We start from the raw sequence: 26,431 nt of genomic DNA on the forward strand, positions 1-26,431 counted from the left end.
GCCGATCCCATGTACGAGCCGGATTCGGGAAGTTCCTCGAAGGGCGGCTCCAAGAAGCCGCGTTCCTTCTGGAAGGAACTGCCGCTCCTCATCGGCATCGCGCTCGTTCTGGCGCTACTGATCAAGACGTTCCTGGTCCAGGCGTTCTCGATTCCGTCGGCATCGATGGAGAACACGCTGCAGATCGGCGACCGGGTCCTGGTCGACAAGCTGACCCCGTGGTTCGGCGCGGAGCCGGAGCGCGGCGAGGTCATCGTCTTCCACGACCCGGCGGACTGGCTGGCGGGCGAGCCGACGCCGGAGCCGAACGCGGTGCAGCAGGTGCTCAGCTGGATCGGCCTGATGCCGTCCGCCAACGAGAAGGACCTCATCAAGCGCGTCGTCGGCGTCGGTGGCGACACCGTCGAGTGCAACGGCACGGGCCCGCTCAAGATCAACGGCAAGGCGCTCAACGAGCCCTACGTCTACCCGGGCAACACCCCGTGCAGCGACGACAACGCCGGTGGAACGTTCAAGGTGAAGGTTCCCGACGGCAAAGTTTGGGTCATGGGTGACCACCGCCAGGACTCCATGGACTCGCGCTACCACCAGAACGACAAGAACAACGGCTTCGTCCCCGTGGACAACGTCGTGGGCCGCGCCATCGTCGTAGCCTGGCCGCCCACGCACTGGTCGACGCTGCCGGTGCCGGACACCTTCGACCAGTCGGGCCTGAACGCCGTGGCCAACGTGGCTCCGGGCGCGCTCGGACTGGCCGGTGCGGCGCCGCTCGTGCTGTGGCGCCGACGCAAGATCAATCTGCGCGTTACCGAAGGGAACACCAGGGTTTCTGCGGCCGGTGGCGCCCGGTAGGGTGCCGTCCCAGATCGCCGATCTTCCGTGGTCCGCGCCGTTGCGGGGCCGATGCGACGAGATCGACTTCTCCGAACCGCGGGAGCAACTGGGATGAGCAGGACGCGTCGTACGAATGAGGGCCACGGCAAGACCGGCAGCGCGCTGTCCGGCATAGCCGTGGCCCTCGGCTGTGTGCTCTTCCTGGGAGGCTTCGTCTGGGGCGCCATCGTGTACCAGCCGTACACGGTGCCCACCGACTCCATGGACCCGACGATCAAGGCGGGCGACCGGGTACTCGCGGAGCGGATCGACGGCAGCGAGGTCAAGCGCGGTGACGTCGTCGTCTTCCAGGAGGCGTCCTGGGGAAATGTTCCGATGGTCAAGCGCGTGGTCGCCGTGGGCGGCGACAAGGTCGCCTGCTGCACGGACGACGAGCTGACGGTCAACGGCAAGCAGATCGACGAGCCGTACCTCCCGAAGGGCGAGAGCGCCTCGCTCACCGGCATCAAGGCCACGACCGTCCCGCAGGGTCGGCTCTTCCTGCTCGGTGACCACCGCGCCGACTCCCTGGACTCCAGCGTGCACATCGGGGACAGCGAGAACGGCTCGGTGGAGCGCGGCGCCGTGCAGGGCCGGGTGGACGCCCTGGCGTGGCCCATGGCCGGGATGACGAAGCCCACCGGGTTCGAGGCCCTGCCGGGCGGCATCTCGCAGCCGGGGCCGCTGAAGCCGGTGCTCGCGGCGATCGTCGCGGGCGCGGTGCTCGTGCTCGGCGGGGCGGCGTACGGGCCGATCGCGAAGCGCTCGCAGCGCTCGCGCGGCGGATCCCCGGAGCCGGTCCGTGTCTGAACCCGGCCGCGAACTGCGCAGGGTCGCCCGGGTCGTACTGCTCGACCCGGAGGGGCGGATCCTGCTCCTGCACGGGCACGAGCCGGACGACACGGCGAACGACTGGTGGTTCACGCCGGGCGGCGGCCTGGAGGGCGCCGAGACGCGTGAAGAGGCCGCCCTGCGGGAACTGGCAGAGGAGACCGGCATCACCGACGTCGAACTGGGGCCTGTGCTGTGGCAGCGGATCTGCTCCTTCCCGTTCGACGGCCGGCGCTGGGATCAGGACGAGTGGTACTTCCTGGCCCGTACGAGGACGGCCTCGGCGGAGCTCGGGGAGCTCAACGGGACGGGCCTGACCGACCTGGAGCGCCGCAGTGTCGCGGGAGCACGCTGGTGGACGTGCCGGGAACTGGCCGAGGCGCATGAGACGGTGTATCCGACCAGACTCGCCGAGCTGCTGACGCGGCTGCTCGACGAAGGTGCCCCGAGCCGGCCCGAGGTCCTCGACACGGAAATCGTCTAGAGGCGTACGAGGCTGGCGCACAATAGGGGGACGCACGGCTGAAGGGGAACATGCCAATGAGCGCCGAGGACCTCGAGAAGTACGAGACCGAGATGGAGCTGAAGCTCTACCGGGAGTACCGCGACGTCGTCGGTCTGTTCAAATACGTGATCGAGACCGAGCGGCGTTTCTACCTCACCAACGACTACGAGATGCAGGTGCACTCGGTCCAGGGCGAGGTGTTTTTTGAGGTGTCGATGGCGGACGCCTGGGTCTGGGACATGTACCGGCCCGCTCGTTTTGTGAAGCAGGTCAGGGTGCTCACGTTCAAGGACGTGAATATCGAGGAGCTGAACAAGAGCGACCTCGAACTTCCGGGTAGCTGAGTTATCCACAACCCGTAGGTAGTTCACCAAGATCCACTTCCGGCTCGCGCACACGTCAGCGTGGGTGCCGGAGGTGGTGCCGACGTGAACGCACGGGGAGCACTGGGGAAGTACGGCGAGGATCTGGCCGCGAGGCGGCTGACCGAGGCCGGGATGACGGTGCTCGCACGCAATTGGCGTGCGGGCAGGTCCGGTGAGATCGACATCGTGGCGCGGGACGGCGACGCGATCGTCGTGTGCGAGGTCAAGACCCGCAGGGCGCTGGGCGGCGAGTCCGGCGCCTTCGAGCATCCGATGGCCGCGATCACGGCGGTCAAGGCGGCGCGGCTGTGCGATCTCGCCGAGCGCTGGGTGCAGGAGCACGGCGGAGCGCCGCCGGGCGGCGTCCGCATCGACCTCGTCGGCGTGCTGCTGCCGGAGCGCGGAGCACCCTGCGTCGAGCATGTGCGAGGGGTGTCCTGATGGGCTTCGCGCGTACGTGTTCCGTGGCCCTCGTGGGAGTCGAGGGCGTCGTCGTCGAGGTGCAGGCGGACCTGGAGCCGGGCATCGCGGCCTTCACGCTGGTGGGGCTCCCGGACAAGAGCCTGGTGGAGAGCCGGGACCGGGTCAGGGCGGCGGTGGTCAACTCCGGGGGCGACTGGCCGCAGAAGAAGCTCACGGTGGGGCTGAGCCCGGCATCCGTACCCAAGGGCGGCTCGGGCTTCGACTTGGCCGTCGCCTGCGCCGTGCTCGGTGCCGCCGAGCGGATCGACCCGAAGGTCCTCGCCGACATCGTGATGATCGGTGAGCTGGGCCTGGACGGGCGGGTGCGGCCGGTGCGGGGCGTGCTCCCGGCCGTGCTCGCGGCGGCCGATGCCGGATACGAACAGGTCGTGGTCCCCGAGTGCACGGCGGGGGAGGCGGCCCTCGTGCCGGGCGTATCGGTCCTCGGCGTCCGCAGCCTGCGCCAGCTCATCGCCGTGCTCACGGACCAGCCGGTGCCGCAGGAGGAGGCGGCCCACGAGTCGGGGCGCCCCGATCCGATGCTGGCCGGCCTGAGCATGCCCGGCAGCGGAGTCGGCACGGGCCTCGGCGGCTCCGCGCACGACGGGCCGGGACCCGACCTCGCCGACGTCGTCGGACAGCTGTCCGCCCGTACGGCGATCGAGGTCGCGGCGGCGGGCGGACACCACGTGATGCTGTCGGGACCACCGGGCGCGGGCAAGACGATGCTGGCCGAGCGACTGCCCGCCGTACTGCCTCCCCTCACCCGTGAGGAGGCATTGGAGGTTACGGCGATCCACTCGGTCGCGGGAATGTTGCCACCGGGCAAGTCGATGATCGACACCGCGCCGTACTGCGCACCGCACCACTCGGCGACCATGCAGTCCCTCGTCGGGGGCGGGCCGGGGGTGGCCAGGCCGGGCGCGGTGTCACTGTCGCACCGGGGCGTCCTGTTCCTCGACGAGGCCCCCGAGTTCAGCGGGCAGGCGCTCGACGCCCTGCGGCAGCCGCTGGAGGCGGGCCACGTGACGATCGCGCGCAGCGCCGGGGTGGTGCGGCTGCCCGCGCGGTTCCTGATGGCGCTCGCCGCGAACCCCTGCCCCTGTGGGCAGTACCGGGCGCTGGGCGGCGAGTGCGACTGCCCGCCGGCCACGGTCCGCCGCTACCAGGCCAGGCTCTCGGGCCCGCTGCTCGACCGGGTCGACCTGCGCGTCGAGGTGGACGCGGTGACGCGCAACGAGCTGGCGGGGTACGGGCCGCGGGGCGAGAGCACGCAGGTCGTCGCGGACCGGGTGCGAGAGGCCAGGGAGCGGGCGGCGGCCCGGTTCGCGGACACCCCGTGGCGGACCAACAGCGAGGTGCCGGGCCACGCCCTGCGTACCCGCTGGCCCGCGGCTCCGGGCGCCCTCGACGAGGCGGAGCTGGACCTGGAGCGCGGCTTCCTCACCGCGCGCGGACTCGACCGGGTGCTGCGGGTGGCCTGGACCGTGGCGGACCTCGCCGGCCGGGAGCGCCCGTTCGCCCAGGACGTGGCACTCGCGCTGCAACTGCGGACCGGGATCTCGCGCGGGGTGCCGATGACGATCGGGGCGGGGGCGTGACGGGGGCCGACCGCCCGCCGGACCCGCCGGAGGGGGTGCGGCTCGCGCGGCGCGCGGATCCGGGGTGGTGCGCGGCCGAGCCGGACGGGGTGGGTGCAGTGGTTGTGCCAGCCGGGGTGGGCGCAGTGGCTGCGATGCCCGCGCCGCCGATGTGGACGAGGCCCTGCGGCGGGTGCCGTTGTCGGGGGAGGGCGGGGTGTGATGGGCGTCGGGATCGATGACGAGGTGCGGCTCGCGCGGGCGCGGCTCACGCGGGTCGTGGAGCCCGGCTGGGAGGTCGTCGGCCAGTGGCTGCGGGAGTTCGGGGCCGTGGAGACGGCGCGGCGCATCGAGGCCGACGAACCGCTGCCCGGAGTGCGGTCCGAGCGCTGGGCGGGGCTTGTCGCGCGGGCCGGGGACGCGCCGCCCGCCGAGCGGGACCTGGCGCGGGCGGCGACGGCCGGGGCGCGGTTCGTGTGCCCCGGTGACGCCGAGTGGCCGGGGCAGTTGGACGATCTGGGGGACGGTCGGCCGGTGGGGCTCTGGGTGCGGGGTGGGCCCAGCCTGCGGATGTGGGCGCTGCGGTCGGTGGCCGTGGTGGGCGCGCGGGCCTGCACGGACTACGGGGTGCGCATCGGCGCGAGCCTCGGGGCCGGGCTCGCCGAGCGGGGCTGGGTCGTGGTCTCGGGCGGGGCCTACGGGGTCGACGCCGCCGCACACCGCGGGGCTCTTGGGGCGACCGGGGCGACGGTGGCCGTGCTCGCCTGCGGCATCGACCGGATCTATCCGCGGGGGCACGCCCAGCTGATCGACCGGGTCGCGGAACAGGGACTCGTGATCGGGGAGTTGCCGCCGGGCGACCACCCGACGCCGAGCCGGTTCATCCAACGGAACCGGGTGATCGCGGCGCTCACCAGAGGCACCGTCGTGGTCGAGGCGGCCTACCGCAGCGGAGCGCTCGGCACGGCCCGCTGGGCGCAGCGCCTCGGCCGGCACGCGATGGGCGTTCCGGGGCCCGTGACCAGCGGCGTCTCCGCGGGAGTGCACGACCTGCTGCGCAAGGGGGCGCTGCTGGTGACGGACGCCGAGGAAGTCGTGGAGCTGGTGGGGGAGATGGGCCAGCTCGCACCGGAGCGGCGCGGCCCCGTCCTGCCCCGCGACCTGCTGCCACCGGACGCCGTACGGGTGCTCGACGCGTTTCCCGCGCGCGGGGTGTGCAGCGTCGCCGAGCTCGGCCGGGGCGCGGGGGCGACCGAGGACCAGACGATCGGGAGGTTGTACGAACTGCGCTCTTTGGGGTTCGTCGAACGACACGGCGAGGGCTGGCAGTTGACACGCCAGGCGATCGAATCGGTCTTTCCCGGAAGGGAGCTGTTCTGACGCGGTGCGTTGCGCCGTCCGGATGACCCCCCCGATGACCTTGGCAATTCCGGCAGTTGGCGCTCCGGCCCGGTCGGCCGGGGCCACGGAAGCGTCCACGCGAGTCGACGAAGGGAACGTATCTGCGCAACGGCGATCTCGCACCCTTCGCACACTGCGACGCTCCAGTCACGCTACGCTCACCAGGATCCGGGTTCGTCCCCTCCATCCGGAATCAGGTGGGTAGCTCGGTACCAGTCATCACCAGACGGGCAACACGGCATCTTCACAGGCAGAGCGATCACAGCGACCAGTACGGCAAGCACCCTCGGTTTCCTGGGTACGCAGCAGCAGAACGGCACAAGGCGGCGCATGCCACAACACACCTCCGGATCCGACCGGGCGGCGGTACCCCCCGCCGCGCGCGGCTCCAGCGTGCGGCCTCCGGCTCCCTCCTCGCTCGAGGAGCTGTGGAGGTCGTACAAGGCGACGGGCGACGAGCGGCTGCGGGAGCAGCTGATCCTGCACTACTCGCCGCTGGTGAAATATGTGGCGGGCCGGGTCAGCGTGGGGCTGCCGCCCAATGTGGAGCAGGCGGACTTCGTCTCGTCCGGGGTCTTCGGGCTCATCGACGCGATCGAGAAGTTCGACATCGAGCGGGAGATCAAGTTCGAGACGTACGCGATCACCCGCATCCGCGGCGCGATGATCGACGAACTGCGCGCGCTCGACTGGATTCCCCGCTCCGTGCGGCAGAAGGCGCGCAACGTCGAGCGGGCCTACGCCACCCTTGAGGCCCAGCTGCGGCGCACTCCGTCGGAGAGCGAGGTGGCCGCCGAGATGGGGGTCGCGCTCGAAGAACTGCACGCGGTATTCAGCCAGTTGTCGCTGGCCAACGTGGTGGCGCTGGAAGAGCTGCTGCACGTCGGCGGCGAGGGCGGCAGCGACCGGCTCAGCCTCCTGGACACGCTGGAGGACCACGCCGCGGACAACCCGGTGGAGGTCGCCGAGGACCGGGAGCTGCGGCGGTTCCTGGCGCGGGCGATCAACACCTTGCCGGAGCGCGAGAAGACCGTCGTCACGCTCTACTACTACGAAGGGCTGACGCTGGCCGAGATCGGCAATGTGCTCGGGGTCACCGAGAGCCGGGTCAGCCAGATCCACACGAAATCGGTGCTGCAGTTGCGGGCGAAGCTGGCGAGTTTCGGGCGCTGAGTCCTGGTGTGGGCCCTTACGGCGGCAGGCCGGGACGCCCGTCGGCTCCCGTCGCGGGAGTCATCTTCGTAAAGTGGAGATGTGCCTAGGATTCGAGCGGCCTCCGTGGCCGAGCACCGGTCGATGCAGCGCGGCGCCCTTCTGGACGCGGCGCGTTCCCTGCTGTCCGAGGGTGGGACGGAAGCGCTGACGTTTCCCGCGCTCGCGGAACGGACGGGGCTCGCGCGCTCCTCCGTCTATGAGTACTTCAAGTCGCGCGCGGCCGTGGTCGAGGAGCTGTGCGAGGTCGACTTCCCGGTGTGGGCCGCGGAGGTCGAGGCCGGGATGGCGCGGGCCGATACGGCCGAGGGCAAGGTCGAGGCGTATGTGCGGGAACAGTTGGCGCTGGTGGGGGACCGGCGGCACCGGGCGGTCGTAGCCATCTCCGCGAGTGAGTTGGACGCGGGGGCGCGGGAGAAGATTCGGGCCGCGCACGGTGGGCTCGTGGCGATGATCGTCGAGGCGCTGGAGCAGATGGGGCACGCGCAGCCTCGGCTTGCCGCGATGTTGGTCCAGGGTGTGGTGGATGCGGCTGTGCGGCGGATTGAGCTGGGGGCCGCGGAGGAGCCTGGCGTGATTGTGGATGCGGCTGTGGGAATGGCGCTGCGGGGCGTCCGCGGCTGAGCCGCGGTGGACGTCTGCTGAGCCGTGGTGGGCGCCTGTGGTGCGTGTTGCGCGGCGCCCGGGGGCAGCCCTGCTCACCCTGCCGCCCAAGGCGACAGATTGCCCGGGGCGGTGGTCCCCAGAGCGGCAGCAGTCTTGACGGCCCCCGGTGCAGGGCTGATGGGGGCAAGAGGGTCAAGGGGTTCAGATAGGTCCTGGCGCGGCGCAGGCCCCAGTGCAGGCATGAGGGCGATGTGCCGGGGCAGTGGGCTGTCGGCAGTTGGAGGGTGGCCACCACGTCGCCGGCCTTGACGGTGTCGCCCTTGTGGACCGTGGGGGTCACCGGTTCGTACGTGGTGCGCAGGGGTGGGTCGCCGGTGTCCGCGAGGTCCAGGGAGAGCACGCCCCTGCCCGCGACCTCGCCCGCGAAGAAGACCCGGCCGTCGGCCACCGCACGTACGGGAGCGTCGATGGGGGCCGCGAGGTCGACGCCGCGATGGCCGGGGCCGTAGGGCGTCGCGGGCGGCATCCAGGGGCGGACCACCGAGGGGTGCTCGCCCACCGGCCAGACGTGCGCGTCACCCGCCCGGGCGGCCGCGCAGAGCCCCAGAACCGCCACCAGAACAGCCGTCACCGTGAGTAGTTTTCGCATGTGCTCAGCGTCCACCGCGAGGGCCGTCCCGCAGGGATCATGGCCGGGAAACGTGGACTACCGAGCGGTTGTGGACAGCGGCGTCACCCGGTACCTCGCGGGTCCCGTACACTTCATGTGGCGATCCGGCCCACCGGATCGACTTCGCACGCCCCGACACCGGGCCTCACCGGCTTCGTGTCAGTGGCCTATCGGTCCCGTACGACCGCCTCCTGGAGCGCGAGCGTACGCGGCAGGCACACGCAGTGGGCGTCAGGAAACAACCGAGAAAACACAAGGAGTACGGCCATGGCCGTCGTCACGATGCGGGAGCTGCTGGAGAGCGGCGTCCACTTCGGTCACCAGACCCGTCGTTGGAACCCGAAGATGAAGCGCTTCATCTTCACGGAGCGCAACGGCATCTACATCATCGACCTGCTCCAGTCGCTGTCGTACATCGACCGCGCCTACGAGTTCGTCAAGGAGACCGTCGCCCACGGCGGCACGGTCATGTTCGTCGGCACGAAGAAGCAGGCGCAGGAGGCCATCGCCGAGCAGGCGACCCGCGTCGGCATGCCCTACGTGAACCAGCGCTGGCTGGGCGGCATGCTCACCAACTTCTCGACCGTCTACAAGCGTCTGCAGCGTCTCAAGGAGCTCGAGCAGATCGACTTCGAGGACGTCGCCGCGTCCGGTCTCACCAAGAAGGAGCTTCTCGTGCTCTCGCGCGAGAAGGCCAAGCTGGAGAAGACCCTCGGTGGTATCCGCGAGATGTCCAAGGTTCCCAGCGCCGTCTGGATCGTGGACACCAAGAAGGAGCACATCGCTGTCGGCGAGGCCCGGAAGCTCAACATTCCGGTCGTCGCGATCCTCGACACGAACTGTGACCCCGACGAGGTCGACTACAAGATCCCGGGCAACGACGACGCGATCCGCTCCGTCACCCTGCTCACCCGCGTGATCGCCGACGCCGTCGCCGAGGGCCTCATCGCCCGCTCCGGCGTTGCCGCGGGCGACCAGAAGCCGGGCGAGAAGGCCCAGGGCGAGCCGCTCGCCGAGTGGGAGCGCGACCTGCTCGAGGGCGAGAAGAAGGCCGACGACAAGGCCGAGGCGAAGACCGAGGACAAGGCCGAGGAGAAGGCTGCGGAGGCCCCGGCCGCCGAGGCTGCCGCTCCGGCCGAGGCCCCGGCCGCGGACGCCGAGAAGGCCTGACCCGTACGGGATTCGGTTTCATGAGGTGACGGCGGGGGTCGGCTTCGGCCCCCGCCGTTCCCCCATGGCCGTCACCTGGCTGTCACCTTCGTCCTCAGTAATCTGAAGACTGCTTCCAGACTTCGTAGAGAGAAACCAGAATCATGGCGAACTACACCGCCGCTGACGTCAAGAAGCTCCGCGAGCTCACCGGCGTCGGCATGATGGACTGCAAGAAGGCGCTCGACGAGGCCGACGGCGACGTCGACAAGGCCGTTGAGGCCCTGCGCATCAAGGGCCAGAAGGGCGTCGCCAAGCGCGAGGGCCGCTCCGCCGAGAACGGTGCCGTTGTCTCCCTCATCGCCGACGACAACACCTCCGGTGTCATCGTCGAGCTGAAGTGCGAGACGGACTTCGTCGCCAAGGGCGAGAAGTTCCAGGCCGTCGCGAACGAGCTGGCCGCGCACGTCGCCAAGACGAGCCCCGCGGACCTCGAGGCGCTGCTCGCCTCCGAGATCGCGGCCGGCAAGACCGTCCAGGCCTTCGTGGACGAGGCCAACGCCCAGCTCGGCGAGAAGATCGTCCTGGACCGCTTCGCGCAGTTCTCGGGCGCCTACGTCACCGCGTACATGCACCGCACCATGCCCGACCTGCCCCCGCAGATCGGTGTCCTGGTCGAGCTGGACAAGGCCGACGCCGAGCTGGCCAAGGGTGTCGCGCAGCACATCGCCGCCTTCGCGCCGAAGTACCTCTCCCGCGAGGACGTCCCGGCCGAGGTCGTCGAGTCCGAGCGCCGCGTCGCCGAGGAGACCACCCGCGCCGAGGGCAAGCCGGAGGCCGCGCTCCCGAAGATCGTCGAGGGTCGCGTCAACGGCTTCTTCAAGGAGGCCACGCTGCTCGGTCAGCCGTACGCCCTCGACAACAAGAAGTCCGTCGAGAAGGTCCTCCAGGAGGCCGGTGTCACCCTGAAGCGCTTCTCGCGCATCAAGGTCGGCATCTGAGTCCGTACCGCGCCAGACGCGAGACCCCGCTAGGGTCGACAGCAGTCGTTCGGGTACGCACCGGACGACCGCAGTTGTGACGAGGAGGCCATTGCCGCGCATGGGATGCGAACCACCCCACCGGCAGTGGCCTTCTTCGTATGTGTGCCAAGCAAAAGAGGCGAGAATCCCATGACCACCACCCAGGCCGACAAGGGCGACAAGAGCGACGAAGGCAAAGGCGCGGGGCGCTTTCTGCTGAAGCTTTCCGGCGAGGCGTTCGCCGGGGGCGGGGGTCTGGGCGTCGACCCCGACGTGGTGCACGCCATCGCCCGTGAGATCGCGGCCGTTGTACGCGACGGCTGGCAGATCGCGGTCGTCATCGGCGGCGGCAACTTCTTCCGCGGCGCCGAGCTGCAGCAGCGCGGCATGGACCGGGCCCGCAGCGACTACATGGGCATGCTCGGCACGGTCATGAACTGCCTGGCCCTCCAGGACTTCCTGGAGAAGGAGGGCATCGACTGCCGCGTGCAGACCGCCATCACCATGGGGCAGGTCGCCGAGCCGTACATCCCGCTGCGCGCCGTCCGTCACCTGGAGAAGGGCCGCGTCGTCATCTTCGGCGCCGGCATGGGCATGCCGTACTTCTCCACCGACACCACCGCCGCGCAGCGCGCCCTGGAGATCGACGCCGAGGCGCTGCTCATGGGCAAGAACGGTGTCGACGGCGTCTACGACTCGGACCCGAAGACCAACCCCGAGGCCGTGAAGTTCGACGCGCTCAGTTACGGCGAGGTCATCACCCGTGACCTGAAGGTCGCCGACATGACCGCGATCACCCTGTGCCGTGACAACAAGCTCCCCATCCTCGTCTTCGAGCTCCTCACGTCGGGCAATATCGCCCGTGCCGTCAAGGGTGAGAAGATCGGGACCCTCGTGGGCGAACAGGGCACCCGAGCCTGACCCCCTCCTGTCCCCGGGGAACCCCGTGTCCGTGGAGGTCCCCCGAGGGATGGACAATGTCCTGCCGGTCGGACACCGTGCAGGAAAGACACGCGACGTAGCCGACCGCGCCCCCGTGCCCGGCCGGGCCTCACTCAAGACACGCAGGAGCAAGTGGTGATCGAAGAGACCCTCCTCGAGGCCGAGGAGAAGATGGAGAAGGCCGTCGTGGTCGCCAAGGAGGACTTCGCCGCGATCCGCACCGGCCGTGCGCACCCGGCGATGTTCAACAAGATCGTGGCCGACTACTACGGCGCGCTGACGCCGATCAACCAGCTGGCCTCGTTCTCGGTGCCCGAGCCGCGGATGGCCGTGGTGACCCCGTTCGACAAGAGCGCGCTGCGCAACATCGAGCAGGCGATCCGCGACTCCGACCTCGGCGTCAACCCGAGCAACGACGGCAGCATCATCCGAGTGGTCTTCCCGGAGCTGACCGAGGAGCGCCGCAAGGAGTACATCAAGGTCGCCAAGGCCAAGGCCGAGGACGCCAAGGTCTCCATCCGCTCCGTGCGCCGCAAGGCCAAGGACACGATCGACAAGGCGATCAAGGACGGCGACATCGGCGAGGACGAGGGCCGCCGCGGCGAGAAGGAACTGGACGACACCACCACGAAGTACGTGGCCCAGGTCGACGAGCTGCTCAAGCACAAGGAAGCCGAGCTGCTCGAAGTCTGAGCCAGCGCGGAAGATCGAGGTTCGAGGAATCCGTGAACGACTCTTCCTGGGGTGCGCCGACCGGGCCCGGACAGTGGGGCTCGACCGACGGCCAAGGGTCCGCCCCTGGTCAGGGGCCCGCGTACGGGCAGGTGCCGGCGTACGGCCAAGAGCCGTCGTACAACCAAGGACCGGCGTACGACCACGGGCGCGCTCCGGCGGGTCCCGCGTACGAACGGCACGCGGTCGATGAGACTCGGCCCATGCCCATCGTGCCCGATATGCCTGATACGCCCTCTGGTGACGGAAGGGGCGACGACCAGGACGACCGGGGGACCGCTCGGCTGAGTGGTCCCCTGTTCCGCGACGAGACGCCGGGGCGGTCCGCCGAACCGGCGGAGCGGTCGGCGCAGGCGCCGCAGGCCCCGTTGTCCGGTGTGCAGCCTCCTCAGCCGGCGCAGTCCGCGCAGTCCTCGCAGCCTTCGCAGCCCGAGCCGCCCAAGAAGAAGAGCGCGGGTCGGGATCTCGGGGCGGCCATAGGCGTCGGTGTCGGGCTCGGCGCGGTGATCATCGCTTCGCTCTTCATCGTCAAGGCCGTCTTCGTCGGCGTCATAGCGGTCGCGGTCGTCGTCGGCCTGTGGGAGCTGACCTCGCGGCTCGAGGAGCGCAAGGGCATCAAGGCGCCGCTCGTACCGCTCGCCGTCGGCGGCGCGGCCATGGTCGTGGCCGGGTACGTGCGCGGCGCCGAGGGCGCCTGGGTGGCGATGGCGCTGACCGCGCTCGCGGTGCTCGTGTGGCGGATGACGGAGCCGCCCGAGGGCTACCTGAAGGACGTCACGGCGGGGGTCTTCGCGGCCTTTTACGTGCCGTTCCTCGCGACCTTCGTGGCGATGATGCTCACCGCGGACGACGGGGCGTGGCGGGTCCTCACGTTCCTGATCCTGACCGTCGTCAGCGACACCGGGGCGTACGCGGTCGGCTGGCGCTTCGGCAAGCACAAGCTCGCGCCGCGCATCAGCCCCGGCAAGACCCGCGAGGGCCTGGTCGGTGCCGTGTCGTTCGCCATGGTGGCCGGCGTGCTGTGCATGCAGTTCCTGGTCGACGACGGCACGTGGTGGCAGGGCCTGGTCATGGGCGCCCTGGTCGCGGCCAGCGCGACCCTCGGCGACCTCGGCGAGTCCATGATCAAGCGGGACCTCGGCATCAAGGACATGGGCACGCTCCTTCCGGGCCACGGCGGGATCATGGACCGGCTCGACTCCCTGCTGCCCACGGCGCCGGTCGTGTGGCTGCTCCTGGTGCTGTTCGTCGGCTCCTGAAGCCTTCGCGCAAGACCTGAAGTCTCTACGTAAGAGAACTGCGGGAGCCCCCGTCCGTAACCGGACGGGGGCTCTTCGTATATGCGCCGCGGCCACTTGTGAAGACCTGTTCACGAAGGTGAGAGGGTTCTTTGAGGGGGGCTTGCGGGCCTTCTTTACGCTCAAGTAACAACATGCCTCATGAACATTTTCGGTCGCAGCTTCTCATCCCGGCGCGCAGAGGGATCCGCTGCTCCGGGGGCCGCCGGCACCGCAGTACTCCCCGATCCGGCCGGCCACGACCCCTCCATGGCGGCGCTCACCGGCGCCTGGATGGTCGACCCCGCACACAGCAGGATCGGGTTCTCCGTACGGCACGCCATGGTGACGACTGTGCGCGGCGCCTTCGCGGACTACCAGAGCCGTCTCTACTTCGACGGCGACGACCCCTCCCGCTCCTCCGCCGAGCTCGTCCTCTCCACGGGCAGCGTCGACACGGGGGTCGAGCAGCGGGACGCCCACGTGGTGGGCCGGGACTTCCTGGACGCCGCCCGGTACCCCCGGATGACCTTCAAGAGCACCGCGGTGGAGCTGCTGGGCAACGATGTCTACCGGATGCACGGCGACCTCACCATCAAGGACGTCGCCCGCCCCGTGGCCCTTGACCTCACCTACATCGGCTTCGTCACCGACGCCTTCGGCGACGAACGAGTCGGCTTCGACGGCACGACCACCATCAACCGCACGGACTGGGGCCTGACCTACAACGCCCGCCTGGCCCAGGGCGGCAACATGGTCAGCGAAAAGGTCCGCCTCCAGTTCGACATCGCAGCCATCCGCACCCCGTCGGGGCGCTGACATCGAGGGGCGCGGGGCAGTGTCGTAGATCTGCGACACTGGTAAGGCTGTGCCTAAGCCGGAGAATCAGCAGTGACCCGGCATCAAAAAGGCCCCCGACCTGCGCGTTTGGCGCGGATCGAGGGCCTGTTTTGGCTTACGGGGCCGTCACTGGGCCGTCAGGCTCAGGAGGCGGTGGCAGGAACACCCGGTCAACGGCGTTCCTCGTACGCTCCTGGCTCGACGGCATCAGATGCGCGTACACGCGGAGCGTCAGGGCCGGATCGGTGTGGCCGAGGTACTGGCTCACGGCCTTGATGCTCTCCCCGGCGTCGAGGAGGACGGACGCGTAGAAGTGCCTGAGCGCGTGCATGCCGTGCTCGCGGGCCGAGACGTACCTCCCGTCGGGCCCGGCGTCCGGGATGAGCCCAGCGAGCGCCAGAGCGGGCTTCCAGACATGGGTGTTGAAGTTGCTGCGCCACACGATCCCGTTCGCCTCGTTCGTGAACAGGAGACGGGCCGTCACCTTCGGGCCGTCCGGCTTCCGCCAGGGCAGCGTGATCTCCACGGGCTTGAAGGCGTCCATGTGGAGGCGCAGCGCCTCAGCGACGTACGACGGCAGCGGGACGTCGCGCTCCTTGCCGCACTTCGGCGGGGCGAAGACGGCCTTGCCCCGGATGAGCTTCACCTGGCGGAACACGCGCAGGGTGCCGCCCTCGAAGTCGATTGCGTCCTCGGCGAGACCCACGATCTCTCCCTGACGGGGCCCGCATCCGGCGCCTGTATCCACCATTGCCTGGTAGCGCTGGGGGAGTGCTGCGCGGACGGCCTGCACCTGTGTGGGCAGCCACGGAACGATGCGTCGACGCTCGGCAGTCGGCGGGTGGCGGCGGAGGTGTCGACGGGCTGTCAGGGACGGCCTGGGAGCCGGGGCTTCAAGGTGCCTTGAGCAGGCAGGACGCGTTGTCAGTGCGCGCCGCTAATCTCCCGCCCATGAGCATGATCGGTGAGTACGCACGCATGACTCCGGCTGAACTCGACCGCGCGATCGGTGATCCGGAGTGGGCTGAGGGGTTCGTGGTCGAGCTGATCGAGGCGGAGCTGGACGACGAACCAGGACCAGTCGACGCACGCAGCCACAACGTCGACAAGGCCTGGCACGCCCTCGACTTCCTGCTCAGTCGGCTCGACTTCCCGGTCGCCGTGGTGCACGGGGAGCAGCACATACCCGGAGCCGAGGACTGGGGGTACGGATCGCCTCGGTATCTCACCCCGGATCGCGTACAGGTGGCGGCCGACGCTTTCGCGGCCACCTCCAGCGCCGCGCTGACAGAGGGCGTGAGCCCTTCCGATCTCGCGGCGGCAGAGATCTACCCGACTATCGTCTGGGAGCGCGGCGAATCGTTGGACTACGTCACGGACCACTACGAAGCGCTTGGCCGGTTCTTCCGGGCAGCGGCAGACGTCGGAGATGCCATGCTCATCTGGCTCGACTAGCTCCGAACCGACTCGGTCGGCGGCAGGGATCCGGTACTCGAAAACGAATTGGTCAGCGGCCATGAGGGTGTCGCACACCTCGACCACGCGGCCTTCGGTCGTACGCGCCTCACGAACCAGATGGATCACCGGGGCGCCTGGGCTCAGCGTCAGCTCGGACGCCTCCGCCTTGGAGGCCGGGCGCGCTTGCAGCGTCTCGACGAACTCCGCGAACTCGTGCCCGTGGTCTTCGAGTCGGGCGTAGATGCCGCCTCCGTCGGGGTTCTCGGCGAACAGCTCGGGGATGTTCTTAGCCGGCGTGGCGGTCCACGATGACGGCCGACTGCTGGCCATCTGCCGCGCGGAAAACGGAACCCGGGAACTCCCCGGCGGCTTCCTCTAACTCGAGGAGACCCCGGAGGCGGGCATACGCCGAGAGGTCTGGGAAGAGACCGGCATTCACATCGAGGTGGACGCACTGACCGGCGTCTACAAGAACACGACCTGAGGCGTCGTGGCGTTGGTCTTCCGCTGCAAGCCCACGGGGGGGGGAGGAGGAGGAGCGCACGTCAGACGAGTCCACGGCCGTGGAGTGGCTGACGCCCGAGGAGGTGTCGGAGTGCATGTCCGAGGTCTACTCGATCCGGCGCCTGGATGCCCTCGACGGGTCAGGCCCGCATGTCCGAAGTCACGACGGTCTTCGCCTGATCGTCACCGCAGGATAGGGGGAGCATGCCCACGCCTCTTGCTCTCAGGTTCGAGCGGCGAACCACGAAGGGCGCCCACAACGATCTGCAGTTGCACATTGGCTCGTACCGTCATCGATGCGATTCGTACTACCTCGCCATCGATGAGTCACCCACCGCACTGCGGCATCTCGGCGCGAGCCTGGCCCACCTGCTGGACCAGTGGCTGGAGCAGCTCGACGAGCTGCGAGGCGCAGGAGGCGTCGCCTACTTGCCCTACGACTTCTCGGACCAGTGCACGGCCTGGCTGCGTGTCTCATCGGTGGACGGGTGCACAGCGGACGTCCAGGCTGGCTGGAGCCTCGTAGAGGCCTGGGGCATCGAACCCTCCAGCTACCGTGCAACGGCACCGGAGATCACAGACTTCGATCCGATCCCCAACGCCCAGATCGAGTGTTCGATAAGCGACCTGATGCAGTGCCTCGCAGCCAACCGTGAAGCTCTGGCGGCCACGGGGCCGTAGCGCGATAGAACTTTCCCTACTTCATCAAGACCGGCTGCGCTCCGCTCCGCCGGGCGCGCTTCCCGGCTCCGCTGCCCTTCGCGCTCATGCCTTCGGCCCGCGCTACGGGCGCTGCGCCGACGCGCGCCCACGTGGTTGATGCCGGGGTGATGGAGCGGGCATCCGCACGGCTCGCCTCGCGGTCAAAGACGGTGCCTCCGGCGGGGGATCGGCCGGCACCGGGAGCCGGGGGAAACGCTGCCGGGTGCGGGTCCGTGGGTGGTTGCGAGGAGCTCCCATCCCGTCCACCGTCGACCCAGGCAAAGCCGAGCAGACGTGATCCCTGGTGTCCAGGTCGTTCGTACAGTGGCGCGCTCCACCTGGACACCAGGGGTCACGCCCGCTCCACTGCGTGTGGGTCGACGGCGGACGGGATGGGAGCTGGGGTTGAGCAGTGGCCTGAGCAGGGCGGATAGGCGCCAGTGACAATCATGAAAAGTGCCCTTCAGGCGTGCTGCTTACGGAAGAATCCTCGACGCGGCTGACTCATCCTTTAACAGGCAGGTCCGCGGGCCGCCTGACTGGCCGGAAGCTTAAGGGGGCAAAGAAGCTCCAGCCCAAAGCCGTTTCACCGACCTACACTGAAGGTTCTGGGTGTTGTGACGATATCCGGGCGCCAGCAATTATCCCGTCTACGTACTGGTTCAGTCGTTCATACAGAACTCTGGCGAGGACTTCGACGAACCTCAGGTTGTAACTGAGCTCTTGTCTCGATATGTGCATCGCCTGCGCGGTGTGCGCAACCTGATGCCTGGAGTCCAGAATACTGTCTAGTTTTTGACTCTCAAACCCGGAAACCTCTTGCCGACCCCAATGCTTGGTGAATTCATCAACACAAACACCGAATACATCAGAAATTCCGACCGCCTTGAACATGCGCTTCACGCAAGCCGAGTCCGGGTTGCTGTTAGTCGCAGCCAAAGATCTGGGCTCGAAGCTATCCTTCGCCAGGAGCCTCGCAGCGGTCAAAACATGCGCCAATCGCACCTCCCGGTCCAACCCTTTGGTACTGAAGTCGCCTTTAAGGGCTAGCTCAAGAGACGCGAAAGAAGCCTCTACCTGAAGTTTCTTCGGTAGCATCCTCATGGGCACCTTTGCTGTACGAAGGCGGTCCAATTCTTCCTCGAAGAGGTCCCTGAGGAACTTCTCGAACGATGCGACAGTCAGCACAATGCAGGCGCCGCGAAGCGCAGACACCTTGGGGAGATCCAGAGTGTCGGGCGGGTCCGGGTACACCGCCTCAAGAGTAATCAGCGCTTGTACCGCCTGTGCTCCAGCCTGAAACGTAGCTAGCGCCCCCATGAACGACTCAACCAACCTTTTCTCTGATCATGTCTCGCATCATCGAGATACGATCACGAAAGTAGCTGGGGGTGTTAGTGGCAGCATCGACAGCTTTGCGGAACTTTGAATCGGCGAAGAGGCCCTGTACACCCGCGATGATCTCCGAGCTTTTCTCGCTCAGGATCTCCTCAGAGAATCCAGCGACGGCGAAAATCTCGGCATCATAAAGCGAGGCGAGCACTTGACGGCGCCAAGAATCTCTCTCAGGCGACCACCGCTGGAATGCATTTTCCCCGAAAGCGGCCCTCGCTTTCCGTGCGGCAGAACGGAACTCGGCGCGTGCAGCTTCGACCTCTGCTGCTGGCATATCATGGTGCGCTGCCATGTACGTATCCAGCTTGCGCCCCATTCCGCCGGAGAAGGTGTCCCAGTTTTTACGGAATGTCAGATAGCGCAACACGAATTCCGCATCTCGCATTTCGCTATATATGGCAGACTTATTCTTGTCTCGAATTCCGAGCAGCTTGTGGAACTCGCTGGAAGTCGACTCCTCGAGAATCATGTCGTTAAATCTGCCGGGCCATGCGCTATTGCGAATTTCTTGTGGGTTTAGCCGAATCCCACCTGTATTCAGGCGCTGAAATACCTGGTACTTGATGTCCGGATCGGACTGCCGGAGGATGATTACGGCACGCAGGTTTGCGCGCGTTTCAAGGATCGTCTGAAGCGTTGCTGGAAGTTCATCGAACCTGAGGCCGTTAGCCTCACCGAAAACGGTAAGGCCCGTTAGTGCGAAGCGCCCGAACAGGAAATCACTGATAGCCGTCAGGCGCTGCTTTCCGTCGATCACGGAATAGTGCCCATAGGCGTCTTCATTTAGGAAGATATTCGGAATCGGGACATTCATCAAGAATGACTCGATCAGTTGCGACTTCCGATCCTCTTTCCATCTGTTGCGACGCTGGTAGTTAGGTGAGAGATCGATCTGTTTATTCTTAACCAAATCGGTCAGGGAGCGAAGGTTGTAATCAAGAACGCTCGTGAGCAGATCTCTCTGCTTAGTCTCCCAGAATCCAATCGGATCTTCTTGGTAGTCGCTATCGAGAAGCAGCTCAGATTCTTCGATATCGCGACCGCCGTCAGACCCGAACTCGATCTGCTCCACCTTGCCCCCTGTTTAACTGACGCATCGTCAAAATGACCTACATCATAGAGCATTGACCGCTCAGACGCGTCAGATCTGCGAATCTATGCCTGCCATGGCAGGCCGGCCAGGGAACGCCGGGACCCCACAGCATCCGACCGATAGGACTGACCACGCTCGGGGCGCCCATTGCGGGCCCAGTGAGTGTCTAACTGTGTGACAACGGCCGTACACAGCCGCGAACAGCTATGGACGCTGGCTGACTATCGGTGCAGGTGGCGAGCCCGTGAAGCCTGGGAGAGCAGGCGCACCAGGTTGCTTCAAGACGAAGCGGTCGCAGAAGCAGCGGCGTCAGGCCTGGAAACGGTCGAATCCGTCGGACCGGTCCAGGTGGAATGGCGGGCCAGGCCGTGTCGGATGCCAGCCTTGGGCGAGGGCCGATGTGATGGCGGCGCTCACGTCGCTGGGGAGCACAGCAGCATTCGGCGCTCCGAACCAGTTGCTGGCGTGAGGCTGGTTCGTGGTGACGACGAGGGTCGTGCCCGGTTCGTCTGCGTGCTGCACTGCGTACGTGCACGGCCTGGCGCAGAGGGCCTGGTCGTACGTCGGCCGGCCCCGAAGACGCCAGCGGTAAGTCGTGCCGTCGACGACGATGCGTCGTGAGCCTTTGCGGTTGAGTGTCACAGCGTCCCCCATGCCCTGTGCTGGCCGCGATGCTAGCTGGTCAGAGCATGGGAGAGTCGAGAGTTTCGGGCCGTCCCTGGGCCGTCCGAGGGCGCTCAGCAGTGACCAGTGGCGACCATCAGTGACAGGTCTCCCAAGCGACGGCGCCAGGTCACAGGCGTTTGTCTGCGACACTGGTAACGCTATGCCTAAGCCCGGAGAACTCACGTTCGTCGCCCCCCGCGGAGCCAAGAAGCCGCCGCGGCACCTTGCTGATCTTTCGCCTGCTGAGCGGAAGGAAGCCGTTGCCGCGGTCGGTGAGAAGCCGTTTCGCGCCAAGCAGCTCTCGCAGCACTACTTCGCGCGGTTCGCGCACGATCCCGCGGAGTGGACCGACATCCCCGCGGGGTCGCGCGAGAAGCTGCGGGAGGCGTTGCTTCCGGAGCTGATGACCGTCGTGCGGCATCTGTCGACCGACAGCGACACGACGCGCAAGACGCTGTGGAAGCTGTTCGACGGGACGCTCGTGGAGAGCGTGCTCATGCGGTATCCGGACCGCGTGACGATGTGCATCTCGTCGCAGGCCGGCTGTGGCATGAACTGCCCGTTCTGTGCCACCGGGCAGGCCGGGCTCGACCGGAATCTGTCGACCGCCGAGATCGTGCATCAGATCGTCGACGGGATGCGCGCCCTGCGGGACGGGGAGATCCCCGGCGGGCCCGCGCGGCTCAGCAACATCGTGTTCATGGGCATGGGCGAGCCGCTCGCCAACTACAAGCGGGTCATCCGGGCCATCCGCGCGCTCACCGACCCGGAGCCCGACGGGCTGGGGCTGAGCCAGCGGGGCATCACCGTGTCGACCGTCGGGCTCGTGCCCGCGATCAACCGGTTCACCGACGAGGGCCTCAAGTGCCGCCTCGCCATCTCGCTACACGCCCCCGACGACGAGCTGCGCGACACCCTCGTGCCCGTCAACACGCGGTGGAACGTGCGGGAGGTGCTCGACGCCGGGTTCGAGTACGCCGCCACCTCCGGACGCCGGCTCTCGATCGAGTACGCGCTCATCCGCGACATCAACGACCAGGCGTGGCGCGGTGACCGGCTCGGCCGGATGCTCAAGGGCAAGCCCGTGCACGTGAACCTGATTCCGCTCAACCCGACGCCCGGTTCCAAGTGGACTGCCTCGCGGCCCGAGGACGAGAAGGCCTTCGTCCAGGCCATCGCCGCGCACGGCGTCCCGGTCACCATCCGGGACACCCGCGGCCAGGAGATCGACGGAGCCTGTGGACAGCTGGCGGCCACCGAGCGGTAGCCTGGCCTGGTAAGTACGACAACTGCATCTGTATTTCCGACAGGGGAGCGCCACAGCGCTGAGAGTGCGGCACACGACGGCAAGGGACGCGTCGGCAGGCCGCAGACCCTCTGGACCTTGCCCGGGTCATTCCGGGTAGGAAGTTCGGACACCACTCAAGCTGTTGCGCCCTGCCCGGAGCCTTGTCAGAAGGCTCCGGGCAGGGCCGCGTCTTCTCCTGGTCACCTCCAGGAGGAATTCAAGTGAGCAAGAAGGCGTACGTGGCCGTGGTCGTCGGCCTCGGTCTGGTCACGCTGTCCGCGTGCGGGTCCTCGGGGGACTCGGGCGCCGCGGGCGGTGACTCCAAGACCGTGACGCTCGTCAGCCACGATTCGTGGGCCGTCTCGAAGGGTGTGCTCAAGGACTTCGAGAAGAAGTCCGGGTACAAGGTCAAGGTCCTGAAGGACGGCGACGCCGGCGAAGCCGTCAACAAGGCGATCCTGTCCAAGGACAATCCGCAGGGCGACGTCTTCTTCGGCGTCGACAACACGCTGCTCTCGCGGGCCCTCGACAACGGCATCTTCTCCCCGTACCAGGCCAAGGGCCTCGACCAGGTGAAGAGCGAGTACCGGCTCGACGCCGGGAAGGACCGGGTCACCCCTGTCGACACCGGTTCGCTCTGCGTCAATTACGACAAGGCGTACTTCAAGAAGCACGACCTCGCGCCGCCCGCCTCCTTCGCGGACCTCGCCAAGCCCGCGTACAAGAACCTGCTCGTCACCGAGAACGCCTCGACGTCCTCGCCCGGTCTCGGCTTCCTGCTCGGGTCCGCCGCGAAGTACGGCGACGACGGCTGGCAGACGTACTGGAAGAAGCTGAAGGCCAACGGCCTGAAGGTCGTCGACGGCTGGGACCAGGCGTACAACGAGGAGTTCTCGGGCTCCGCCGGGGGCAAGAAGGCCGGCGGTGAGCGGCCGCTCGTCGTGTCGTACGCGTCCTCGCCGCCCGCCGAGGCCGTGTTCGCCGATCCGCAGCCGAAGACCTCGCCGGTCGGCGTCGCCAAGGGAACCTGCTTCCAGCAGGTCGAGTTCGCCGGGCTGCTCCATGGCGCGCAGAACGAGAAGGGCGGCAAGGCGCTGCTCGACTTCCTGGTCTCCAAGAAGTTCCAGGAGGACATGCCGCTCAACATGTTCGTCGACCCGGTGACGGAGAACGCCACCGCGCCCGCCGACTACACCAAGTACGCGGTGAAGATCGACGACCCGGAGACCATGAGCCCGCGCAAGATCGCGGACAACCGGGACGACTGGGTGAAGTCGTGGACGTCGCTCGTACTGAAGTAGTCGACCCCAAGAGACGGACCGGGAACGCGGCGCGGCTCGGGCTCATGGCCCTGCCCGTCGTGTTCTTCGGGCTCTTCTTCGCCTACCCGGTCGTCGCGATCGTCGAGCGCGGGCTGCACGCCGAAGGCTCCTGGCAGGTCGGGCGGATCCTGGACGTCCTCGGGCAGTCGGACATCAGACACGTCCTGTGGTTCACGGTGTGGCAGGCGCTCGCGTCGACCGCGCTGACGCTGCTGGTCGCGCTGCCGGGGGCGTATGTCTTCGCCCGGTTCGAGTTCCCGGGCAAACAGGTGCTGCGGGCCGTCGTCACCGTGCCGTTCGTGCTGCCGACCGTCGTCGTGGGCACCGCCTTCCTCGCGCTCGTGGGGAACGGCGGGCTCCTCGACGAGCTGTGGGGCGTACGGCTCGACACGACCGTGTGGGCGATCCTGCTCGCGCACGTCTTCTTCAACTACGCCGTGGTCGTACGGACCGTGGGCGGGCTGTGGGCGCAGCTCGATCCCCGGCAGGAGGAGGCCGCGCGGATGCTCGGCGCCTCACGGTTCGCGGCGTGGCGGAGGGTGACGCTGCCGGCGCTCGGGCCCGCCGTGGCGGCTGCCGCGCTGATGGTCTTCCTGTTCACGTTCACGTCGTTCGGCGTCGTGCAGATTCTGGGCGGACCCGGATTCTCGACGCTTGAGGTCGAGATCTACCGGCAGACCGCGCAGATCTTCGATCTGTCGACCGCCGCCGTGCTGACCATCGTGCAGTTCGCCGCCGTCGGGCTGATCCTCGGTGTGCACGCCTGGACCGTGCGGCGGCGGGAGAGCGCGCTGCGGCTCGTCGACGCCGCGCACACCTCGCGGCGGCCGCGCGGGGCCGGGCAGTGGGCGCTCCTTGCCGGCGTGCTGGTGTCGGTCGCCCTGCTGATCGTGGTGCCGCTCGGGGTGCTGGTCGAACGGTCCCTCGACGCACCGGGCGGGTACGGGTTCGGGTACTACCGGGCGCTCACCGACGCCGACGGCGGCACCTTCCTCGTACCGCCGATCGACGCCATCTGGAATTCGCTGGAGTACGCGCTCGCCGCCACCGCCATCGCCGTGGTGATCGGCGGGCTCGCCGCCGCGGCGCTCACCCGCCGGGCCGGGCGGCTCGTGCGCGGGTTCGACGCGCTGTTGATGCTGCCGCTGGGGGTGTCGGCGGTGACCGTCGGGTTCGGGTTCCTGATCACGCTCGACGAGCCGCCGCTCGATCTGCGGTCCACGTGGATCCTGGTGCCGCTCGCACAGGCGCTCGTCGGGGTGCCGTTCGTGGTGCGGACGATGCTGCCGGTGCTGCGGGCCGTGGACGGGCGGCTCCGCGAGGCCGCCGCCGTGCTCGGGGCCTCGCCGCTGCGGGCCTGGCGGGAGGTCGACCTGCCGATGGTGCGGCGGGCGCTCGTGGTCGCGGCCGGGTTCGCGTTCGCCGTGTCGCTCGGCGAGTTCGGGGCGACCGTGTTCATCGCGCGGCCCGACAATCCGACGCTGCCGGTGGCCGTGGCGCGGCTGCTCGGCCGCGCCGGTGATCTCAACTACGGCCAGGCGATGGCCCTTTCGACCGTACTGATGGTCGTCTGCGCGGCCTCGCTGCTGGTCCTTGAACGGATTCGGCCCGCCAAGGCCTCGACCGGGGAGTTCTGATGTCGCTGCTGGAGTTGGACGACGCGACCGTACGGTTCGGTGGGCGCGCCGTGCTCGACGACGTCGACCTGGAGGTGGCCGAGCACGAGATCGTGTGCGTGCTCGGGCCGAGCGGCAGCGGCAAGTCGACCCTGCTGCGGGCCGTCGCCGGGCTGCAGCCCCTGGACGGCGGACGGGTGGTGCTCGGCGGCGCCGACCAGGCGGGCGTGCCCGCGCACAAGCGGGGCGTGGGCCTGATGTTCCAGGACCACCAGCTGTTCCCGCAGCGCGACGTCGGTCAGAACGTCGCCTTCGGGCTGCGCATGCACGGAGCGGGCAAGGGCGAACAGGTCGAGCGCGTACGGGAGTTGCTCTCGCTCGTCGGACTGCCCGGCGCGGAGCGGCGCGCGGTCGGCGCGCTCTCCGGCGGAGAGCAGCAGCGGGTCGCGCTCGCGCGGGCCCTCGCGCCCCGCCCGCGGCTGCTGATGCTCGACGAGCCGCTGGGGCAGCTCGACCGTTCGCTGCGCGAGCGCCTCGTCGTCGAACTGCGCGAGCTGTTCGGCGAGTTGGGGACGACCGTGCTCGCCGTCACGCACGACCAGGGCGAGGCCTTCGCGCTCGCCGACCGGGTCGTCGTGATGCGCGACGGACGGATCGCCCAGACCGGTACGCCTCTTGAGGTGTGGCAGCACCCGGCCGACGAGTTCGTGGCCCGGTTCCTCGGCTTCGACAACGTGGTGGAGGCGACGGTCACCGGAGCGGTCGCCGACACCCCCTGGGGCAAGGTTCCGGTGCCCGAGGGCTCGGCGCAGGGCGGCTGCCGGCTGCTCGTCCGGCCCGCCGGCGTACGCCTCGTCCCCGCCGCCGAGGCGCAGCTGAGCTGCACCGTCACCGCCCGCACGTTCCGTGGCACGCATGTCGCGCTGCACCTCCAGCCGGCGGACGCGCCCCGCCTGGAGGCGGCCTGCGCGCTGCGTGCGGCGCCCGAGCCGGGCGAAGAGGTCGGCGTCGCCTTCGACGCGGCGGAAATCGTGGTGCTGGGCGAGGGCGCCGTTTCGTAGGGTCGGGCACATGGCCGAACCCCACGACACTCCGGCGCGCGGACAGCTCTCGCACGCCCGGTACTGCGACGAAATCCTCGCCCAGACCGATCTGCTGCGGGAGCACCTCGTCGGTGCCGACCTCGACGCGACCGTCCCGACCTGCCCCGACTGGACCCTGCGCGAGCTCGCCGTACATGTCGGCGGTGCCCACCGCTGGGTGGACACGACCGTAAGGACCGGAGCGACCGAGGAGGTCCCGGACGAGCGGGTGCCCGGATTCGCCGGGCCCGACAGCGACGACCCCGCAGCCCTCGACGCCTGGCTCGCCGAAGGCTCCCGCGGCGCCGTGGACACGCTGCGCGCCGCAGGACCCGACACCCCCTGCTGGACGTGGTCCTGGCAGTCCGACACCGGTTTCTGGGCCCGCCGCATGACCCACGAGACGGTGATCCACCGGGCCGACGCGGCGCTCGCCGCGAAGGTCCCCTACGACGTGGCACCCGAAATCGCGATCGACGCCGTCGACGAGTGGCTGCGCATCGTGCGCTACGTGCAGGACGTCGACGCGACGGACTCGGCGCGGGAGTTGAGGCTCGGTGGGCGCACCGTCCACCTCCACGCGACCGACACCGCGCCGGAGGCAGCGGCCGAGTGGCTGATCGAGCTGGCCGACGAGGGCGTCGTGTGGCGGCGTGGTCACGCCAGGGCGGACGTCGCGCTGCGCGGGCCGCTCACCGCCCTGCTGCTCGCGTTCTACCGGCGCGTACCGGTCGACGGCGGGAGCGTCGAGGTGGTGGGGGAGCGGGAGCTGCTCGACTTCTGGCTGGAGCGGGCGTCGTTCGGGTGACCGGCTGAGCCGTCGAACGACGCCCGTACC

General features: G+C 68.5%; 24 protein-coding genes and 4 pseudogenes. 23 read left to right on the plus strand and 5 right to left on the minus strand.

Translation table 11 applies throughout. The annotated features are described in order from the left end of the window. Window positions 1-9 precede the first annotated feature (9 nt). From lepB (ACY34M_RS36145) to ACY34M_RS36185, 9 genes are all read left to right on the plus strand, one after another. Window positions 10-852: a signal peptidase I gene (gene lepB / locus ACY34M_RS36145; protein ID WP_462722686.1), complete on the plus strand. Its 843-nt coding sequence runs from the start codon at window positions 10-12 to the stop codon at window positions 850-852. A gap of 93 nt (window positions 853-945) precedes the next feature. Further along, a complete protein-coding gene (gene lepB / locus ACY34M_RS36150) occupies window positions 946-1,683 on the plus strand; it encodes a signal peptidase I (protein ID WP_462722685.1) in 738 nt (245 codons plus the stop codon). Further along, a complete protein-coding gene (locus tag ACY34M_RS36155; RefSeq protein WP_462722684.1) occupies window positions 1,676-2,188 on the plus strand; it encodes an NUDIX hydrolase in 513 nt (170 codons plus the stop codon). Before lepB (ACY34M_RS36150) ends, ACY34M_RS36155 begins: the two co-directional genes overlap by 8 nt. Window positions 2,189-2,244: 56 nt before the next feature. After that, window positions 2,245-2,553: a DUF2469 domain-containing protein gene (locus tag ACY34M_RS36160; protein ID WP_005311352.1), complete on the plus strand. Its 309-nt coding sequence runs from the start codon at window positions 2,245-2,247 to the stop codon at window positions 2,551-2,553. Window positions 2,554-2,637: 84 nt separating this feature from the next. Next, window positions 2,638-3,015, plus strand: a complete 378-nt coding sequence (locus ACY34M_RS36165; protein ID WP_462722683.1) for a YraN family protein — start codon at window positions 2,638-2,640, stop codon at window positions 3,013-3,015. After that, on the plus strand, window positions 3,015-4,637 hold the full coding sequence (locus ACY34M_RS36170; protein ID WP_462722682.1) for a YifB family Mg chelatase-like AAA ATPase: 1,623 nt from the start codon (window positions 3,015-3,017) through the stop codon (window positions 4,635-4,637). Before ACY34M_RS36165 ends, ACY34M_RS36170 begins: the two co-directional genes overlap by 1 nt. A gap of 201 nt (window positions 4,638-4,838) precedes the next feature. Further along, window positions 4,839-5,996, plus strand: a complete 1,158-nt coding sequence (dprA, locus tag ACY34M_RS36175; RefSeq protein WP_462722681.1) for a DNA-processing protein DprA — start codon at window positions 4,839-4,841, stop codon at window positions 5,994-5,996. 351 nt (window positions 5,997-6,347) lie between these two features. Further along, entirely contained in the window at window positions 6,348-7,190 is an 843-nt protein-coding gene (gene whiG / locus ACY34M_RS36180; protein WP_462722680.1) for an RNA polymerase sigma factor WhiG, read from the plus strand. Window positions 7,191-7,295: 105 nt separating this feature from the next. Next, the gene (locus ACY34M_RS36185) at window positions 7,296-7,853 is read left to right on the plus strand and encodes a TetR/AcrR family transcriptional regulator (protein WP_462722679.1); all 558 of its coding nucleotides are present in this window, start codon (window positions 7,296-7,298) and stop codon (window positions 7,851-7,853) included. Between the two features lie 238 nt (window positions 7,854-8,091). Here the strand turns inward: ACY34M_RS36185 and ACY34M_RS36190 are convergent. Next, window positions 8,092-8,484 (minus strand): annotated as a pseudogene (locus tag ACY34M_RS36190) (peptidoglycan DD-metalloendopeptidase family protein); the annotation flags it as partial. A 288-nt stretch (window positions 8,485-8,772) separates the two neighbouring features. Here ACY34M_RS36190 and rpsB point away from each other — a divergent pair. The 6 genes from rpsB (at window position 8,773) to ACY34M_RS36220 (ending at window position 14,446) form a co-directional block, all read left to right on the plus strand. Beyond that, window positions 8,773-9,675 (plus strand): 30S ribosomal protein S2, encoded by a 903-nt coding sequence (gene rpsB, locus ACY34M_RS36195; RefSeq protein ID WP_462722678.1) that lies wholly within the window; start codon window positions 8,773-8,775, stop codon window positions 9,673-9,675. A gap of 143 nt (window positions 9,676-9,818) precedes the next feature. Beyond that, window positions 9,819-10,655: a translation elongation factor Ts gene (gene tsf / locus ACY34M_RS36200; RefSeq protein ID WP_462722677.1), complete on the plus strand. Its 837-nt coding sequence runs from the start codon at window positions 9,819-9,821 to the stop codon at window positions 10,653-10,655. 171 nt (window positions 10,656-10,826) lie between these two features. Next, window positions 10,827-11,597: a UMP kinase gene (gene pyrH / locus ACY34M_RS36205; RefSeq protein WP_462722676.1), complete on the plus strand. Its 771-nt coding sequence runs from the start codon at window positions 10,827-10,829 to the stop codon at window positions 11,595-11,597. 156 nt (window positions 11,598-11,753) lie between these two features. Beyond that, window positions 11,754-12,311, plus strand: a complete 558-nt coding sequence (frr, locus tag ACY34M_RS36210) for a ribosome recycling factor (protein ID WP_326015300.1) — start codon at window positions 11,754-11,756, stop codon at window positions 12,309-12,311. A 32-nt stretch (window positions 12,312-12,343) separates the two neighbouring features. Then, window positions 12,344-13,609, plus strand: a complete 1,266-nt coding sequence (locus ACY34M_RS36215) for a phosphatidate cytidylyltransferase (RefSeq protein WP_462722675.1) — start codon at window positions 12,344-12,346, stop codon at window positions 13,607-13,609. 180 nt (window positions 13,610-13,789) lie between these two features. Next, on the plus strand, window positions 13,790-14,446 hold the full coding sequence (locus ACY34M_RS36220) for a YceI family protein (protein WP_462722674.1): 657 nt from the start codon (window positions 13,790-13,792) through the stop codon (window positions 14,444-14,446). A gap of 136 nt (window positions 14,447-14,582) precedes the next feature. Here the strand turns inward: ACY34M_RS36220 and ACY34M_RS36225 are convergent. Then, window positions 14,583-15,308, minus strand: a pseudogene (locus ACY34M_RS36225) (tyrosine-type recombinase/integrase); the annotation flags it as partial. A 110-nt stretch (window positions 15,309-15,418) separates the two neighbouring features. On the opposite strand from ACY34M_RS36225, the gene ACY34M_RS36230 reads away from it, so the two are divergent. Next, a complete protein-coding gene (locus ACY34M_RS36230) occupies window positions 15,419-15,922 on the plus strand; it encodes a YfbM family protein (protein ID WP_462722673.1) in 504 nt (167 codons plus the stop codon). A 15-nt stretch (window positions 15,923-15,937) separates the two neighbouring features. Here the strand turns inward: ACY34M_RS36230 and ACY34M_RS36235 are convergent. Continuing rightward, window positions 15,938-16,213, minus strand: a pseudogene (locus ACY34M_RS36235) (UTRA domain-containing protein); the annotation flags it as partial. Between ACY34M_RS36235 and ACY34M_RS36240 the strand changes: the two are divergent. After that, window positions 16,206-16,626, plus strand: a pseudogene (locus ACY34M_RS36240) (NUDIX hydrolase). The pseudogenes ACY34M_RS36235 and ACY34M_RS36240 sit on opposite strands and share 8 nt — an antisense overlap. Window positions 16,627-16,633: 7 nt before the next feature. After that, on the plus strand, window positions 16,634-17,110 hold the full coding sequence (locus tag ACY34M_RS36245) for a hypothetical protein (RefSeq protein WP_462722672.1): 477 nt from the start codon (window positions 16,634-16,636) through the stop codon (window positions 17,108-17,110). A 615-nt stretch (window positions 17,111-17,725) separates the two neighbouring features. On the opposite strand, the gene ACY34M_RS36250 is transcribed toward ACY34M_RS36245, so the two are convergent. Both ACY34M_RS36250 and ACY34M_RS36255 read right to left on the minus strand, forming a co-directional pair. Continuing rightward, window positions 17,726-18,451 carry a HEPN domain-containing protein gene (locus ACY34M_RS36250; protein ID WP_462722671.1) on the minus strand — a complete coding sequence of 242 codons (726 nt, stop codon included), beginning with the start codon at window positions 18,449-18,451 and terminating at the stop codon, window positions 17,726-17,728. 7 nt (window positions 18,452-18,458) lie between these two features. Continuing rightward, complete coding sequence (locus ACY34M_RS36255; protein ID WP_462722670.1) at window positions 18,459-19,598, minus strand: DUF262 domain-containing protein; 1,140 nt, start codon at window positions 19,596-19,598, stop codon at window positions 18,459-18,461. 847 nt (window positions 19,599-20,445) lie between these two features. On the opposite strand from ACY34M_RS36255, the gene rlmN reads away from it, so the two are divergent. The 5 genes from rlmN (at window position 20,446) to ACY34M_RS36280 (ending at window position 26,401) form a co-directional block, all read left to right on the plus strand. After that, window positions 20,446-21,552 (plus strand): dual-specificity RNA methyltransferase RlmN, encoded by a 1,107-nt coding sequence (rlmN, locus tag ACY34M_RS36260; RefSeq protein WP_462722669.1) that lies wholly within the window; start codon window positions 20,446-20,448, stop codon window positions 21,550-21,552. Between the two features lie 242 nt (window positions 21,553-21,794). Continuing rightward, on the plus strand, window positions 21,795-22,874 hold the full coding sequence (locus tag ACY34M_RS36265; protein ID WP_462722668.1) for a thiamine ABC transporter substrate-binding protein: 1,080 nt from the start codon (window positions 21,795-21,797) through the stop codon (window positions 22,872-22,874). A gap of 44 nt (window positions 22,875-22,918) precedes the next feature. Next, window positions 22,919-24,532 (plus strand): ABC transporter permease, encoded by a 1,614-nt coding sequence (locus ACY34M_RS36270; protein WP_462722667.1) that lies wholly within the window; start codon window positions 22,919-22,921, stop codon window positions 24,530-24,532. Further along, window positions 24,532-25,572 (plus strand): ABC transporter ATP-binding protein, encoded by a 1,041-nt coding sequence (locus tag ACY34M_RS36275; RefSeq protein WP_462722666.1) that lies wholly within the window; start codon window positions 24,532-24,534, stop codon window positions 25,570-25,572. The genes ACY34M_RS36270 and ACY34M_RS36275 overlap by 1 nt, the downstream gene beginning before the upstream one ends. A 10-nt stretch (window positions 25,573-25,582) precedes the next feature. Further along, complete coding sequence (locus tag ACY34M_RS36280) at window positions 25,583-26,401, plus strand: maleylpyruvate isomerase family mycothiol-dependent enzyme (protein WP_462722665.1); 819 nt, start codon at window positions 25,583-25,585, stop codon at window positions 26,399-26,401. The last annotated feature ends 30 nt before the right edge of the window (window positions 26,402-26,431 follow it).

Source organism: Streptomyces sp. EDA2-14, assembly GCF_054963755.1.